The organism is Streptomyces sp. SolWspMP-5a-2 (assembly GCF_900091845.1).
In the GTDB taxonomy this organism is placed as follows: domain Bacteria; phylum Actinomycetota; class Actinomycetes; order Streptomycetales; family Streptomycetaceae; genus Streptomyces; species Streptomyces doudnae.
Genome location: NZ_FMCI01000114.1, coordinates 65,544 through 80,373, shown reverse-complemented (window position 1 = coordinate 80,373; position 14,830 = coordinate 65,544). Strand labels below are relative to the sequence as shown.

Annotated in this window: 14 protein-coding genes; 3 read left to right on the top strand and 11 right to left on the bottom strand. The window is 72.5% G+C overall.

The window, feature by feature from the left end:
- Positions 1-57: 57 nt before the first annotated feature.
- The 10 genes from GA0115242_RS11200 to GA0115242_RS11155 form a co-directional block, all read right to left on the bottom strand.
- Positions 58-1,038: a response regulator transcription factor gene (locus tag GA0115242_RS11200; RefSeq protein WP_237548982.1), complete on the bottom strand. Its 981-nt coding sequence runs from the start codon at positions 1,036-1,038 to the stop codon at positions 58-60.
- 74 nt (positions 1,039-1,112) lie between these two features.
- Positions 1,113-2,306: a sensor histidine kinase gene (locus GA0115242_RS11195; protein ID WP_093827223.1), complete on the bottom strand. Its 1,194-nt coding sequence runs from the start codon at positions 2,304-2,306 to the stop codon at positions 1,113-1,115.
- Between the two features lie 903 nt (positions 2,307-3,209).
- Positions 3,210-4,097 (bottom strand): DUF5936 domain-containing protein, encoded by an 888-nt coding sequence (locus GA0115242_RS11190; protein WP_093827180.1) that lies wholly within the window; start codon positions 4,095-4,097, stop codon positions 3,210-3,212.
- Positions 4,098-4,118: 21 nt separating this feature from the next.
- Entirely contained in the window at positions 4,119-5,063 is a 945-nt protein-coding gene (locus tag GA0115242_RS11185) for a type II secretion system F family protein (protein WP_093827178.1), read from the bottom strand.
- A 15-nt stretch (positions 5,064-5,078) separates the two neighbouring features.
- Positions 5,079-6,416: a CpaF family protein gene (locus GA0115242_RS11180; protein ID WP_093827176.1), complete on the bottom strand. Its 1,338-nt coding sequence runs from the start codon at positions 6,414-6,416 to the stop codon at positions 5,079-5,081.
- Between the two features lie 54 nt (positions 6,417-6,470).
- Positions 6,471-6,785, bottom strand: coding sequence for a TadE/TadG family type IV pilus assembly protein (locus GA0115242_RS41540; protein WP_237548989.1), 315 nt, complete (start codon positions 6,783-6,785; stop codon positions 6,471-6,473).
- Between the two features lie 200 nt (positions 6,786-6,985).
- Positions 6,986-7,378, bottom strand: a complete 393-nt coding sequence (locus GA0115242_RS11170; protein ID WP_093827172.1) for a septum formation initiator — start codon at positions 7,376-7,378, stop codon at positions 6,986-6,988.
- Between the two features lie 2 nt (positions 7,379-7,380).
- Positions 7,381-8,634 carry an AAA family ATPase gene (locus GA0115242_RS11165; RefSeq protein WP_093827170.1) on the bottom strand — a complete coding sequence of 418 codons (1,254 nt, stop codon included), beginning with the start codon at positions 8,632-8,634 and terminating at the stop codon, positions 7,381-7,383.
- Positions 8,635-8,643: 9 nt separating this feature from the next.
- Entirely contained in the window at positions 8,644-9,351 is a 708-nt protein-coding gene (gene cpaB, locus GA0115242_RS11160; RefSeq protein ID WP_093827168.1) for a Flp pilus assembly protein CpaB, read from the bottom strand.
- A gap of 79 nt (positions 9,352-9,430) precedes the next feature.
- Positions 9,431-10,273: a hypothetical protein gene (locus tag GA0115242_RS11155; RefSeq protein WP_176729795.1), complete on the bottom strand. Its 843-nt coding sequence runs from the start codon at positions 10,271-10,273 to the stop codon at positions 9,431-9,433.
- Positions 10,274-10,812: 539 nt separating this feature from the next.
- Between GA0115242_RS11155 and GA0115242_RS11150 the strand changes: the two genes are divergently transcribed.
- From GA0115242_RS11150 to GA0115242_RS11140, 3 genes are read left to right on the top strand one after another with little or no spacing between them, the layout of a single operon-like run.
- Positions 10,813-11,244, top strand: coding sequence for a DUF3592 domain-containing protein (locus GA0115242_RS11150; protein ID WP_093827166.1), 432 nt, complete (start codon positions 10,813-10,815; stop codon positions 11,242-11,244).
- Complete coding sequence (locus GA0115242_RS11145) at positions 11,244-11,633, top strand: hypothetical protein (RefSeq protein WP_093827164.1); 390 nt, start codon at positions 11,244-11,246, stop codon at positions 11,631-11,633. The genes GA0115242_RS11150 and GA0115242_RS11145 overlap by 1 nt, the downstream gene beginning before the upstream one ends.
- Before the next feature lie 31 nt (positions 11,634-11,664).
- Positions 11,665-13,359, top strand: coding sequence for a chitinase (locus GA0115242_RS11140; protein WP_093827162.1), 1,695 nt, complete (start codon positions 11,665-11,667; stop codon positions 13,357-13,359).
- A gap of 103 nt (positions 13,360-13,462) precedes the next feature.
- Here the strand turns inward: GA0115242_RS11140 and GA0115242_RS11135 are convergent, their stop codons facing one another.
- Positions 13,463-14,785 (bottom strand): Nramp family divalent metal transporter, encoded by a 1,323-nt coding sequence (locus tag GA0115242_RS11135; RefSeq protein ID WP_093827160.1) that lies wholly within the window; start codon positions 14,783-14,785, stop codon positions 13,463-13,465.
- Positions 14,786-14,830: the final 45 nt, after the last annotated feature.

Sequence of the window (14,830 nt, the reverse complement as noted above, 5' to 3'; positions counted from 1 at the left end):
CCCGGCGTCCCGGCGCCCTCGCCCGCCGCTCGTCTCACTCGATCGGGTCATCGCCGGTCACCCCTGGTCCCGTGCCGTGCCGAGCCACTTGGCGGCGGCCTCGGAGCGGCTGGTGCTGTGCAGCTTCGCGAAGATGCGGTTGATGTGGTTCTTGACCGTCTTCTCGCTGATGAAGCACATGGCGGCGATCTGCTGGTTGTTCATGCCGGACGCGATGAGGTCCATGATCTCCGCCTCCCTCGCGCTGAGTCGGAACCTCGACCTGTCGGGGGCGGCCGTACGGTCGCCCACTCGACCCGATGACGACGACTGTCCCACAGTTGGTTGCAATCGCGAAAGGGTATGCGGAGAAAATGCGGAGACTTTGCGTGGCCCAAATCCCATATTCGCAGGTGGAGTTGCTGATGTCTGCGGAGAAGTTGACGGAGGTACAAGATTGCTATCGCATGCTTCCGCGTCGCCGATGCCCTCGGGCAGTCCCGCGCCGTACGGTACCGGGCCCGCGTCCCGCCGCACCTGGGCCAGCAGCGCCCCCGCCGCCGACGGCGTGAAGTGGGCCCCGCCGTGCTTGATGTCCCGTACCGCGGTGACCAGTTGGTCGGCCGTGAACTCCCCGTGCACCAGGTACCCGCCCGCTCCCCTGCGCAGGGCCTCGCGGACGATCTCCGACTCGCTGCTGTACGTCAGCATCACCACCGGCGCGATCCGCACCAGGTACGGCAGCGCGGAGATGCCGTCGACGCCCGGCATCCGCACGTCGAGCAGGACCACGTCCGGCCGCAGCCGCCGCGCCGCCTCGTACGCCTCGCGGCCGTCCACCGCCTCCGCGACCACCTCGATGTCCGGGCGGCCGGAGAGCAGCGCCGTGAGGCCCGCGCGGACCACCGGGTTGTCGTCGGCGACCACAACGCGCAGCGGCGCGGCGGGCGGGGGCGGCCCGGTCGGCGGAAAGGTGTCGAACGGGCTCGGTGGCGGCGGCGTCTGCGGAGCGCCGGTGGGATCGGCGGGGGCTGCGGGGTCGGTGCGCGGATCCGGCATCGGGCGGCCTCCTCTCTCTCGGGTCGTGGGGGCGGTCGTGCGGGCGGGTCCCGGCGGGCGGGCCGCGCGGCGGTTCACGCGGGCACCGTCGTGAGGGCCGCCAGGGGCAGTTCGAGGCGGACCTCGGTGCCGTGCGGGTGGTCGCCGCGGCCGATGCGGATGCGGGCGCCCACGGACGCGGCCCGCTCCACCATGCCGACCAGGCCGAAGTGGCCCGCGCGGCGCAGCCGTTCGAGGGTGGTGTCCTGCGGCAGGCCGCGGCCGTCGTCGTAGACGCTGATGCGCAGCAGGTCGCCGTGGACGCCCGCCCGCACCTCGACCTGGGCCGGGCCCGCGTGCCGGTAGGCGTTCTCCATGGCCTCCGTCGCGATGGTGAGGAGCTGCCGGGCGACGGCGGGCGGCACCGGTGGGACCGCGTGCCCGCCCGTCGGGCGGTAGTGGGCGACGATGCCGGTGCGGGTCCTGAAGTCCCGTGTCCGGGCCGCGAGTTCGACGAGGACGTCGGTGGCGTGCCGCGGGTCGGACTCGCGCCGCAGGTCGGCCAGGAGTTCGCGGGACTCGGCGGCGGCCCTGCGGACCGAGCGGGCCACCAGCTCCGCCTGCCGTCTGACCAGCCCCGTGTCCACCCGGCTCGCGCTCGCCGAGCCCGCCAGGCCCTCGGCGGCCAGCGCCACGCCGTGCAGGGTCTTGGCGACCGAGTCGTGCATCTCCCGTGCCAGCCGGGCCCGTTCGGCGCTGACCGCCTCCGTCACGGCGAGCCGCGCCTGGACCGTCGTCAGGGCCTGGGTGGCGGCGCCGAAGCGGAGCATGAGGTTGCGCAGCGCCGAGCCGCCCGCGCCGGTGATGAGGCACAGGCCGGGCAGGATCAGCGTCTCCGACGGGGGGACGTCCAGGCCCCGCCGGGTCGCGTACACGAGGAGCAGGATCAGCGACTGGAGGGAGGCGAAGACGGCGGCGCCCCGCCAGCCGTAGACGATGCCCGCCAGCAGCGGGGTGCAGACGCTCACGTAGGCGATCGTGGTGTCCGGGCCCGCCGATATCAGCAGCAGCGAGCCGAAGAGGGTGTCCACCGCGAGCAGGACCGGGTGGCGCAGCAGGAGCGGCCCGAACCGCTCCCAGTCACGCAGCAGGACGTAGGAGCCCATGAAGGTGACGACGACGGCCGCCCCGACCAGCCGCGTCGCGAGACCGGGCGCCGCGTTGATCAGGGCGGAGGGCGTGGCCAGCGCGATCATCGCCAGCCGGAACCCGAAGACCTGGCGGCACATGGCCTGGAGGGCGTTGATCTGGATCGGGATCGTCGGGGTGCGGGCGGATCCGTCGGGGTCCGCGGGCGCCACGTCGGCGGACGGTGGCCCAGGTACCGGTCCGCGCGCCCCCGCGTCGGCGGACGGTGATGCGGATATCGGTCCCCGCGTCCCCGCGTCGGCGGACGCGGGCTCGGGCACCGGTCTCTCCGTCCCGGGCGCCCGGCCCACCGGCGGGGGCGGGGGTAAGAGTGCGGGTTCGGACGCGGACTCCGGTGCGGGGTACGAGGGCCCGGCCCCGTATTCAGCCGCCGGGCGCGCCTCACCAGCCGTCCACCCGGGCCGGTCCTCTGACCACCCCTGCCGATCCTCCGTCCACCCCTGCCGGTCCCCCGACCACTCCGGCCGGTCCTCTGACCACCCCTGCCGATCCCCCGGCCACCCCTGCCCACCCGTGGGCGGCGGCCCGAATCCCGTGGGCGGGGGCGTGTGGCGCGCCGGTTGGAGCGCGGGTCCCGGCGGCGGCTCGGACGACCACTGCGGTGACGGCGAGGACGGCCGCGACGGCCACTGCGGTGACGGCGGTTGCTGCGGTGGGGCGAACCGTGTCGGCGGCGGCTCGAAGACGGACAGTGCCCCGTCGTGCTCCAGCAGCGATCCGGAGTCCTCGTCCCGCCGCCCGGCCCCGCCTGTGCCCCGGCTCCCGCCCCCGCGCGGGTCCGGTCGGTCGGCGCGTTCCCAGCCGGGGGGCAGCGCCGGGGTCGCCGAGGTGACCGGGATGTCCGGGGCCCCGGTGCGGGCGTGGGCGGGCAGGACCGTGCCCGCGGGGGGCGTCGTGATCTCCGGCGGCCTCTCGGCCGCGCCCCGGCGTCGCAGCCGTCCGAGGCGTGCTCTCGTCGTGGGCATGCGCGTCACCGCCGTCGTCTACTTGCCCGTGAGGGTGCCGAAGTCGGTTCCGGAGCCGAGGAGCAGACCGGCGCCGAGGAGGATCATCGTGGCCGGGACCATGAAGGTGGTGATCATCATGGTGGCCTTGGGGACCGCGCGGGCCGCCTTGCGGCGGGCGTTCTGCGCGTCGGTGCGGCGCATGTCCTTGGCCAGCGCGACGAGCGTGTCGACGATCGGGGCGCCCAGCTCCTCGCCCTGCTGGAGCGCCGTCACGAACATCGCGACCTGCTCGGAGTCGTTGCGGCGGCGCAGCTCAGCGAACGCCTGCCTGCGGCTCATGCCGAGGTCCATCTGGCGCAGGGTGATGCGGAGTTCGTCGGCCCAGGGGCCCTCGTACTTGGAGGCGACCCGGTCCAGCGCCTGCCGGAAGCCGAGACCGGCGCTGACCACGACCGCGAGGACGTCGAGGAAGTCGGGGAGGGTGCGCTCGATGACGTCCTTGCGGATCCGGATCGCCGACCAGATGCCGACCTCCGTCCAGAACGCCCCGAACGCCAGCAGGACGAGCGCCAGCAGGATGTTCCCCTTGAGCAGGAAGACCAGGAAGCCGACGCCGCCGAGGAAGCCGTAGACCGCGCGGCGGGCCGCGTAGCGGTCGATGGTGAGGCCGCCGGGGTTGCCCGCGAGGTCGATCTTGCGGCGGTACCTGGCGACCGCCTTGGGGCCCATCATCCGTTGCACGGCGGGGGCGTAGCGCATGCCGAGGCGGTCCACGAGCGAGTCGACGGCGCCGGTGCGGGTGGAGCCGACCTCCAGGGCGAGCGCGAGGTCGCCGGGGAGCCGGGCGTCGGCCCGGTACATGCGGATGCCGGCGAAGACGCCCCAGACGCTGAGGCCCATGGCGAGTGCGAGCAGCAGTCCCATTTCCGTCCTCCCTTCCGGTGCTCAGACGTCGATGCGGGACAGGCGGCGGATGAGGAAGAAGCCGACCGCGTAGAGGGCGAAGGCGATGAGGACGGCGGCCTGGCCGACCGGGGAGGCGGTCATCCGGTCGAGGGCGCCGTCCTTGACGCCGTTCATGAGGAACAACGAGCCGATGCCGAGGACGGGAACGGCGTACGAGGTCATGCTGACCTGGGAGAGCTGGGTGCGGACCTCGCGCCGGGTCTCCTTGCGCTCCTCCAGCGTCTCGGTGAGGTTGCGCAGCGCGCTGACCACCTGCCCGCCCGCCCGGCTGGAGAGGACGAGGGTGGTGACCAGGACGACGAGTTCGCGCGAGGGGAGCCGGTCGGCCAGCTCGCTGAGCGCGTCGTCCATGGAGGCGCCGACCGCCAACTGGTTGGCCACCTTGCCGAGTTCCTCGCCCGCCGGGGCCTCCAGCTCCTCGGCGGCCATGCCGATCGCGGTCCGCAGCGCCAGCCCGGCCTGGGTCGCGTTGGCCAGGATGCGGGAGAGTTCGGGGAGTTGGTTGATGAACCGCTCGATGCGCTTCTGGCGCTGCCAGTTGAGGAACTGCACCGCGACCCAGATGCCGAGCAGGCCCGCGATGGGGCCGAAGAACGGTGCCAGGGTGGCCTGTCCGACCAGCCAGAGTCCGGCCACGGTGGCGAGCATGTAGACGAAGAACTCGCCGGGGGTGACGTCGAGTCCGGTGGCGGCGAGCCGCAGTTCGAGCTTCCGGCCGAGGCCGGTGCGGCGCAGTCTGCGGTCCAGGGAGCGGAAGCGGCGGCGCCTGCCGACGACCGGGATCTGGCCGGTGGCCGAGAGCCGGTCGACGAGGGCCTGGCGCTGGGCGCGGCCGGTCGCGTACGCGTGGACGCCGAGGACGGCCAGGACACAGGTCAGCAGCGTGACGCCGGTGGTGAGGGAGACGAGGGATCGCAGAGTCATGGGGACGGTTCCTGCCTACCTGGCTTCTCGGACGGCTAGCTGGTCGAAGCTCTGGGCCACGCCGAACGCCTGCGGGACGGGCTGGCTCGCCATGTAGAGGCGGTCGGCGGTGCGGCGGGGCAGCGGGTAGTACTCGAAGACGCCGTGGACGCGGCCGTCGGCGGCCATCGGCCGGGCGTGGAAGCGGGCGGCCGTCGTCAGCCGGTACGGTTCGCTGCCGTGGCTGTCGAGGATGGCGACCTCGGTGATCCGGCGGGCGCCGTCGGCGAACCGGGTGAGCTGGATGATCACGTCGATGGCGCTGTTGATCTGGTCGTGCAGGGCCTCGAAGGGCACCTCGACCTCCGACATGGACGCCAGCGTCTTCAGCCGCATCAGGGCGTCCTCGGCGCTGTTGGCGTGGACGGTGGCGAGCGAGCCGTCGTGGCCGGTCGACATGGCCTGGAGCATGTCGAGGGACTCGCCGCCGCGGACCTCGCCGACGACGATGCGGTCGGGCCGCATCCGCAGCGAGTTGCGGACCAGGTCGCGGATGGTGACCTGGCCCTTGCCCTCCACGTTGGGCGGGCGGGACTCCAGGCGGATCACGTGCGCCTGCTGGAGCTGGAGTTCGGCGGAGTCCTCGATGGTGATGATGCGTTCGCCGCCGGGGATCAGCCCGGAGAGGGCGTTGAGGAGGGTGGTCTTGCCGGTGCCGGTGGCGCCGGAGACGATCACGTTGAACTTGGCCTGCACCAGGCCCGCGAGCAGGTAGAGCATGTGCTCGTCCAGCGAGCCCAGGCCGATCATCTCCTGGAGCGTGAAGGAGCGGGGGAAGCGGCGGATGGTGAGGGTGGCGCCGGTCAGGGACAGCGGCGGGATGATCACGTTGACGCGCTCGCCGGACGGGAGGCGGGCGTCGACCATCGGATTGGACTCGTCCACCCGGCGGTTGACGGTCGACACGATCCGCTCGATGGTCTGCATGAGCTGGTCGTGGGAGGGGAAGCGCAGCGGGAGCTGTTCGACCCGGCCGCTGCGCTCGACGAAGATCGCGTCGGGTCCGTTCACCATGATCTCGGTGATGGACGCGTCCTCCAGGAGCGGTTCGAGGATGCCGAGTCCGAGGGCCTCGTCGACGACCCGGCGGATCAGCTGGGAGCGTTCGACCGTGGAGAGGACCGGGCCCTCGCGGCTGATGATGTGGCCGAGCACCCGTTCCAGCCGGGCCCGGCGCTCGGCGGCGGCGAGCGCGCTCATCTCCGCGAGGTCGATCTCCTCCAGGAGCTTGGCCCGGTACGACGCGACCATGTGGCCGTCCTCGCCCCTGCCGCCGTTCTCCTCGGGGGAGTTGATGCGTGCCCGCAGGCTCATGGCTCCGGTGCTCCTCGCTCGTTCCTGGTTCCTCGGTGTGCCGGTCGTCCGTCCTCAGCGGTCGAGCGGCATCGTCGCCGTCCTGTGGGCCGGGCCGAAGTCCCAGAACGGGACGACGGACGGGATGCCGACGTCGGCGGTGACGGTGACCTCGTCGTCGCCGAACGACGAGGCGCAGCCGGTGCGTCCGGCGAGCCAGCCGCTCACCGCCTGGGCGCAGCCCTCGGCCGCCGAGCGGTCGAGGGAGGCGCTGCGGGCGCCCGCGCGGGCGGCGGTGCCCGCCTGCTGTGCGGTGTAGGCGATCAGGCCGAGCTGTACGGCGGCCATCCCGACCAGCAGCAGGACGGGCAGGAAGCCGAGATACTCCAGGGCGGCCTGCCCGCGGTCGCGGTGCGCTCGCGCACGGCGCCGCCCGCCACCCCCGCCGCGCGGGACCCGGCCGCCCCGGCCGTCCCGCCCGGCCGGTCTCCCGCTCCCGCCGGGGCCGCCGCTTCCGTCAACGCGGCCGCCGTTCCCGCCACCGAGGCCCCCGCTTCCGTCGCCGAGGCCGCCGTCCGTGTGCCGCCGTCTCATCGCCCCGCCTCCTGTACGGCTCCGGCGTGACCGTGCACCCGGAACGGGAAGTCGACCGTGCCCGGGAACAGGACGGGCACCTTGAGGCGGACGTCGGCCGTGAAGTAACCGGCCGCGCCGGGGCCGCAGGTGACCGTGCGCTGCCACGCGGACGGCAGTGTCTCCTCCCCCTTGCTCCGGCAGGCGCCCTGCGCGTCGCCCTCGGCCGCCGTGCCCGCGCGGACCGCCTCGTCGGCAGCATTCCCCGCGAGCGTGAACGTGTACCCCACGAGCACGAGCTGCCACAGGACGACCAGCGTGACCAGGATCGTCGGCGTCATCCCGAGGAACTCGACGGTGACCTGCCCCCCGTCCCGCCGGTGGGCGCCGTCCTGGGGTGGTCTGCGCATCGCTATCCCCCTCCGTCCCGTCGTCTGAACAGGCTCACCGAGCCCCGGTCGCCGCGGGCCCGGCCGCCCTTCTGGGCGCCTTCGGCGGCCTTGACCAGGCCGAGTTCCCCGGCCAGCGCCCACAGCGCCTGCCGCACCGCGCCCTTGCTGTCGAGTTCGTGGACCCGGCCCGCGTCGACCGCGCCCTGCAGTTCCTTGAAGTTGGCGGGGACGGTGGTGCCCGCGACCGCCGTGCCGGTGATCCGCTGGATCAGCGGCGGCTGGATCTCGGTGCCCCGGGTGTGCCGGTTGACGACGACGGTGGTCTCCTCGGCCTTGCGGATCTGCAGCCGGTCCCACATCCGCACGGTCCGCTTGGCGCCGCGCACGGCGACGACGTCCGGGGTGGTGACGAGGAGCGCGGTGTCGGCCATCTCCACCGCCGCCGCGCCCGCCCCGCCGAGCTGGGCGCCGCAGTCGACGACGACGATCTCGTAGCGGGAGCGCAGCGCGGAGACGATCTGGCGGGCGGCCCGGTCGGAGACCTCCTCGCCGCGTTCGCCCTCGCCGGGGGCGAGGAGCAGGGCGAGTCCGGTGTCGTGGCGGAAGACGGCGTCGGCGAGGACGCGGGGCGAGATGTCGGTGATGGCGGCGAGGTCGACCACCGAGCGGCGGAACTGGACGTCCAGGTAGGAGGCGACGTCCCCGGACTGGAGGTCCATGTCGACGAGGACCGCGGACCGCCCCGACGCCTGGGCGGCGAGGGCCAGTTGGACGGCGGTGAGGGTGGCGCCGACCCCGCCCTTGGCGCCGCTGACGGTGACGACCGTGCCGCCGGCGCCGGTGAACACGTCGCCGCTGTGGCCCAGATGGCGCCGGACGCCGACCGACCACTGGGCCACCGCCTGGACCCGGCTGGCGAGTTCCTCGTAGCCGAGCGGCATGGAGACCAGGCCGCGGGCGCCGTAGTCCATGGCCGCCTGGAAGAGGCCGGGGCTGGCGTCGGTGGTGACGAGGATGACGCCGACGGCCGGGAAGCGCAGGGCCACCTCACGGATGAGTTCAAGGGCCGGGACGGGGCCGATGCGCTCGTGGACGACGACCACCTCGGGCAGTTCGTCGACCGACTCCGCGGCGAGGCGCGCGAGGGTGTCGACGAGCTGCGTCGAGTCGACGACCGGGGCGACCGGCTCGGCGTCCGGGAGCTGGCTGAGCAGCGTGGTCAGGGAGCGGACCGCGTCCACGTCACCGACGGCCGGAAGGATCCTCGTGGGCATGCGGGCCTCTCACTTGTCCTTCGCTAGTTGGTACGTGCGGTCCTTCTCCGGGACCGTAGTGTCGCCGCCCGGCGCGACCAGGGCCAGCCGTACCCGCTGGGCGAAGGACTCGGCGTAGGTGATGCGCTGGGCGTCGAGCGCGGAGAGGGCGAACGTGATCGGGACGGCGTCGGTGGGCCGCTGGGTCCTGCTGCTCTCGCCCGGGTCGAGTGCGGTGATCTTGCCGACGTCGAGGACCTTGGCGTTCGTCACGATGATCTTCGACTGGGCGGGGTCGCCGTCCCGTTCGCCCGCGAAGGTGGCGTAGACGTTGACGGTCGCGCCCGGGGTGATCTTGCCCGCCACCCCGGTGGCCGCGTCGATCATGATCGCGACCTCCTGCTGGCCCGGCTGGAGCGCGGGCTGTTCGACGATCATGTCGGTCTGGAGCAGCGAGCCCTCGCGCAGGGTGGTGACGGCGATCTTGCCGCGGATCTGGCTGAGGCTGGTCACCGCGGTGGGCGAGAGCCACCGCTCCGGCATCTCTATCTTCTCGAACTGGTCCGTGGTCAGGGTGGTGTAGGGCGCCACGCTCTTCTTGAGCCGGTACGCCGTGACCTCGGGCCCGACCTTCGACTTGACGTCGCTGATCACGGAGAGGACACCGGCGAACGCGCCGAGGGCGCAGATGACCGAGAGCAGCAGCAGGAGCACGCCTCGGCGCTGACGTGAGTTCATGAACCGTACAACCTCATCGTGGGGATACTCGGTCGAGCGGACATCGGCGGAAGTGGTCGCGAACCCTGTCGTCCAGGACTCATCGGGCGGTGATCTGGTTCTCGTGGAAGGGCGGCACGGCCGAGCAGAAGACGCAGCGGTCGCCGATGACGTCGATGCCGCACCAGTGGCAGACGCCCTGCCGCACGGACGTCACGAGCTGGTACAGGACGGAGAGGTCGGGCAGGTACGCGGCGAACTCGACCAGCTTGCCGGTGCCCCACCAGGTGGTGGACTCCTCGGGCGGCGGGACCTCCCGCAGCCCCTGGACGCCCCACTGCTCGGCGAGGGTCGCGGTGACCCAGTCGGAGGGCGGCTGCGCCTTCGCGACGAGCATCCAGGTGCCGAACTCGGGCCCGGTCAGGGTGGCTTCAGGGCCGATCCTGACCACTTGCGGTTCGGGGTGCGCGACGACGCCGAACTGGCTGCCGGGGACCCAGGACCTGGCGTGCGAGGTGAGGCCCACGGGGACCCGGTCGAGGCGGGCCACCGAGCCGAGCAGCGCCCCGCAGTGGATGTAGTGGGTGAGCAGCCGCCCGGCGGAGGCGAGCACTCCTGGGCTGAGGTCGCAGGAGGCGAGTTGACGCAACTGCCGGGCGAGGACGGCGAGTCCGAGCGGCGGCAGCTCCGGCCGGAACAGCGCGATGCGGTCGCTCTCCAGGAGGGACCTGATGGTGTGCAGGCGCCGGGTGACTGCCCGGGGCGCCGCCTGCGAGGAGACCACGACGAGATGTCCGTGCTGGTCGAGAAGGGTCTGGACGGCCGTCAGCGCCTCGTCGAGCGGCTGCCGGTCCAGGCCCTGGAGGACCACCGCGGGCAGGGTGCGTTCGTCCTGCGGCGGCAGCGCCATGTCGGCGCTCGTCACGGCGATGGCAGTGGGCACGCGCAGCTCCCCGTGTTGCGTCCGTCGGTCCACCGGGGTGGCTCCGGCGCATCGAAATGACTTCACTGCGTGACTACCTCAGCACTGTATCCACGCCACTGTGACCGGAGAACAGCGATTGCTCAGCTCCTGGGGAACTCCCGTGTCACAAGTCACGCCAAACCGGGGCAGGTTGAGCATCTCGCCGTCCGGTGACGCGGCCGGGTCCGGTGAATCCGGTCGCGGACCCCGTTCCTGCCCCACCGGGCGGAACGCCGCGCTGGGCCCCCGTTTGGGCCCCCGGGCCCACGCGCGACCGGCCCCGCGCGCCTACGCTCACAGCCGAACAGATGGGCGAACAGACAGAGCCGTACGACCTCGCGCAGTTCCCCGGCGCCGCACGGGGGAACGATCGTCACCATGTGCCCTACCGCTTTCGCACGGACCGACCGAGAGGGACAGCCGCCGCCGATGACGTGCCGCCCCGCACCCCCGACCACCCGCCCGCCGTCCGCCGCGGGCCCGCGACCGGCCGACGCCCCCGTGGCGGTGGGTTGACCGTGCGGGTCCCGGGGTTCTGGTACGCCGTCCTCGTCCTGCTGGTCGTGGCCTCGGGGGCGGTCGCGGTCCGGTACGCGCGCCGCCTGGTGACGGTCACCCGGGTGCTGCGGCGCGGGGTGCGCACCGGCGGCGAGTGCGTGCGGGTGGAGACCGAGCCGTACCAACGCCCCGAGGGCGTACGGCACTTCTTCGCCTTCCACACCACCGACGGCACCCGGGTCGAGTTCGAGGACCTGGTGCGCCGGTCCACCGAGGAGGGCACCCCGGTCGCCGTCACCTACGACCCGCGCGACCCGGCCGGGACGGCGGCGGTGGCGGGCCGGGGCGACTGGCCGCCGGTGCTGCGGACGCTGGCGCTGACGTCGGGCTTCGGGCTCGCGGCGGCCGGGTTCACCGCGGTGCTCGTGCGCGGGGTGCTGGGGGGCGGCTGATGGCGCTCGCCAGGTCGTGGGCGGTCGGACTCGTGGTACTGGTGCTCACCGAGCGCGTCCTGACCTCGCTGGTGCGCACCTACCTGACGGACCCGGAGGGCGTCGGCTCGTTCGGGGCGGCGCTGGCCCTCGTCCACCTGCCGGACCTGGTCTGCGTGACCCTGGCGAGCTGGGCGGCGGCCCGTGTCCACCCGGAGCCGGTCCGGCGCGATCCGGTGCGGCACGCGGCGGCGGCCTGCGCGGTGCCCGCGGCGGCCCTGGCGCTCGCGCTCGCCCTGCGTCCGCACTCCCCCGCACCGGCGGGCACGGCCCTGTGGATGTCGACGGCGGTGCTGCTGGCGGGGTGCGCGGCGGGGCTGCTGCTCGACAAGTTGGTCTGGACCTCTTGACAGTGCGATTGGTCTGGACCAACTTATTGTCATGTCCCCACACAGCAGATCGGCACGGCTCTGGTCGGGAGCCGTCACCGCCGCCCTCGCGCTCTCCCTCGCGGGCGCGGGCCAGGCGTCCGCCGCGGACGTCAACAACGCCAAGAACGCCGGATTCGAGTCCGGCCTCAGCAACTGGACGTGCTCCGCGAACAGCGGGACGACCGTCAACTCCCCCGTCCACGGCGGCACTTCCGCGCTGAAGGCGACCCCGGCCGGGCAGGACAACGCCCAGTGCACCCAGACCGTGGCCGTCAGGCCCGGCTCCACGTACACGCTCAGCGCCTGGGTGCAGGGCGGGTACAGCTACCTGGGCGTGACGGGCACCGGCACCACGGACGTCTCCACCTGGACGCCGGACACGGCGAGCTGGAAGCAGCTCTCCACGACGTTCACGACCGGCTCCGCCACCACCTCGGTCACCGTCTACACGCACGGTTGGTACGGGCAGGCCGCGTACTACGCGGACGACCTGTCGGTCCTCGGCCCCGACGGCGGCGGGGGCGGCGACCCGGCCCCGACCGTCCCGGCGGCCCCGGGCGGCCTCGCGGTCTCGGGCACCACCTCCTCGTCCGTCTCGCTGGCCTGGAACGCGGTCTCCGGCGCGACCGGCTACAGCGTCTACCGCAACGGCACCAAGGTGACGGCGGTGACGGGCACCTCGGCGACGGTGACCGGGCTCGCCGCCTCCACGGCGTACTCCTTCCAGGTCACCGCGACCAACGCGGCCGGCGAGTCGGCCAAGTCGGCCACCGTGACCGGCACCACGGCCGCGACCGGCGGGGGCGGCGGCGGGACCACCCTCGCCAAGCACGCGGTGACCGGGTACTGGCAGAACTTCAACAACGGCGCGACCGTGCAGAAGCTCTCCGACGTCCAGGCCCAGTACGACATCGTCGCGGTGGCCTTCGCCGACGCGACGACGACGCCGGGCGCGGTCTCCTTCACCCTCGACTCGGCCGGTCTGAAGGGCTACACCACCGACCAGTTCAAGGCCGACATCAAGGCCAAGCAGGCGGCGGGCAAGAAGGTCGTCATCTCCATCGGCGGCCAGAACGGCACGGTCTCGGTGAGCGACGCGACCTCGGCCGCGAACTTCGCCAACTCCGTCTACTCCCTGATGCAGACGTACGGCTTCGACGGCGTCGACATCGACCTGGAGAACGGTCTCAACGCCACGTACATGACGCAGGCGCTGCGGTCCCTGTCGGCCAGGGCGGGCTCCTCGCTGATCATCACGATGGCGCCGCAGACCATCGACATGCAGTCGACGTCGAACTCCTACTTCCAGACGGCCCTGAACATCAAGGACATCCTCACGGTCGTCAACATGCAGTACTACAACAGCGGTTCGATGCTGGGCTGCGACGGCAAGGTGTACTCGCAGGGCTCGGTGGACTTCCTCACCGCGCTCGCCTGCATCCAGCTGGAGGGCGGGCTCGCCCCGTCCCAGGTCGGCCTCGGCCTGCCCGCCTCGACCAGCGGCGCCGGCAGCGGGTACGTCTCCCCCGCGGTCGTCAACAACGCCCTGGACTGCCTGACCAAGGGCACCGGGTGCGGCTCGTTCAAGCCGTCCAAGACCTATCCCGGTCTGCGCGGCGCGATGACCTGGTCCACCAACTGGGACGCGTCGGCGGGCAACGCCTGGTCGAACAGCGTCGGCCCGCACGTGCACGCGCTGCCGTAGGGCGGACCGCGACACCCCGACCGACCCGCGGCGCACTCGCCGCCGCCCGCGCCCCCGCCAGGTCACCCGGCGGGGGCGCGGCCGTTCCGGCCGGTGCGCGCGGCTAGAAGAAGTCGGCCCAGGGCTGGTCCCAGACCTGTTTCACGCACAGCACCAGGAACAGCGCCCCGGACAGCGCCAGCATGGCGTTGCTGAACGGGCCGTTGCGCCAGGCGGCGGGCGTGCGCGCGGAGTTGAGGAGGCGGAGCAGGGTCAGCGCGAGGAACGGCAGGAAGGCCGCGCCCAGCACGCCGTAGAGGATGATCAGGCGGAACGGCTGGCCCTGGAAGAGCAGCACGATCGGCGGGAAGGTCAGCCACAGCAGGTAGGCGCGGAACGGCCAGGAGCGCTCGCGGGCGCCGGACGCGACCTCGGCGCCGCCCGCCGCGGACCGGTCCCGGGTGCGGGCGACGAAGTCGGCGAACATCAGGCTGACGCCGTGCCAGACACCGATCAGCGAGGTGAACGAGGTGGCGAAGAAGCCGATCAGGAAGAACTTCGCGGTGGCCGTGCCGTACTCGTGGGCGAGGATGTCGCCGAGCTGGATCAGCCCCTTGTCGCCGTTGGAGATGGCCACGTTCGCGGAGTGCAGCAGTTCGGCGCCGACGAAGAGCATGGCGACGACGAAGATGCCGGTGGTGAGGTAGGCGACCCGGTTGTCGAGGCGCATCACCCGCATCCAGCCGGTGTCGGTCCATCCCTTGGCGTTGACCCAGTAGCCGTAGGCGGCGAGGGTGACGGTGCCGCCCACCCCGCCGATCAGACCGAGGGTGTTGAGGATCGAGTCCTTCTCGTCCGGCAGCACCGGCAGCAGGCCCGCCAGGGCCTGGCCGAGATGCGGGGTGACCCTGATCGCGAGGTAGACGGTCACCACGAACATGACGCCCACCAGGACCGTCATGACCTTCTCGAAGACCGCGTACTTGTTGAACCAGACGAAGACCAGGCCGACCAGACCGCAGGCGACGGCCCACGCCTTGAGGTCCATCACGCCCGGGAACAGCGCCTGGAGGGGCAGGGCGCTCGACGACATCGCCGCGGCGCCGTAGACGAAGCCCCAGACCACGACGTAGACGCAGAAGAACCAGGTGGTCCAGCGGCCGAGGCTCGCCCAGCCGTCGAAGAGGGTGCGGCCGGTGGCGAGGTGCCAGCGGCCGGCCGCCTCGGCGAGGGAGATCTTGACCAGGCAGCCGACGACCGCCGCCCAGAGCAGGGTGTAGCCGAAGTTGCTGCCGGCGATGAGCGTGGCCACCAGGTCTCCGGCGCCGACGCCGGTCGCCGCGACCACGATTCCTGGCCCGATGTACTTCCAACTCGACTTGCGTGGGGTGGGGTTGAGGTCTAAGGGGGCCTCGGTGTCTGTGGGGTGTCCCGTGGTGTCCGCCATCCGGGTTAAGTAACAGCAAAGGTCTCGGCCGGACAAGGGGGCGTG

What these genes read in the sequence shown, in the direction of transcription:
- GA0115242_RS11165 (WP_093827170.1), bottom strand. Translation starts at nt 8,634, where the DNA reads ATGCCCACGAGGATCCTTCCGGCCGTCGGTGACGTGGACGCGGTCCGC.
- cpaB (WP_093827168.1), bottom strand. Translation starts at nt 9,351, where the DNA reads ATGAACTCACGTCAGCGCCGAGGCGTGCTCCTGCTGCTGCTCTCGGTC.
- GA0115242_RS11185 (WP_093827178.1), bottom strand. Translation starts at nt 5,063, where the DNA reads ATGACTCTGCGATCCCTCGTCTCCCTCACCACCGGCGTCACGCTGCTG.
- GA0115242_RS11135 (WP_093827160.1), bottom strand. Translation starts at nt 14,785, where the DNA reads ATGGCGGACACCACGGGACACCCCACAGACACCGAGGCCCCCTTAGAC.
- GA0115242_RS11195 (WP_093827223.1), bottom strand. Translation starts at nt 2,306, where the DNA reads ATGTGCCGCCAGGTCTTCGGGTTCCGGCTGGCGATGATCGCGCTGGCC.
- GA0115242_RS11140 (WP_093827162.1), top strand. Translation starts at nt 11,665, where the DNA reads ATGTCCCCACACAGCAGATCGGCACGGCTCTGGTCGGGAGCCGTCACC.
- GA0115242_RS11200 (WP_237548982.1), bottom strand. Translation starts at nt 1,038, where the DNA reads ATGCCGGATCCGCGCACCGACCCCGCAGCCCCCGCCGATCCCACCGGC.
- GA0115242_RS11145 (WP_093827164.1), top strand. Translation starts at nt 11,244, where the DNA reads ATGGCGCTCGCCAGGTCGTGGGCGGTCGGACTCGTGGTACTGGTGCTC.
- GA0115242_RS11190 (WP_093827180.1), bottom strand. Translation starts at nt 4,097, where the DNA reads ATGGGACTGCTGCTCGCACTCGCCATGGGCCTCAGCGTCTGGGGCGTC.
- GA0115242_RS11180 (WP_093827176.1), bottom strand. Translation starts at nt 6,416, where the DNA reads ATGAGCCTGCGGGCACGCATCAACTCCCCCGAGGAGAACGGCGGCAGG.
- GA0115242_RS11170 (WP_093827172.1), bottom strand. Translation starts at nt 7,378, where the DNA reads ATGCGCAGACCACCCCAGGACGGCGCCCACCGGCGGGACGGGGGGCAG.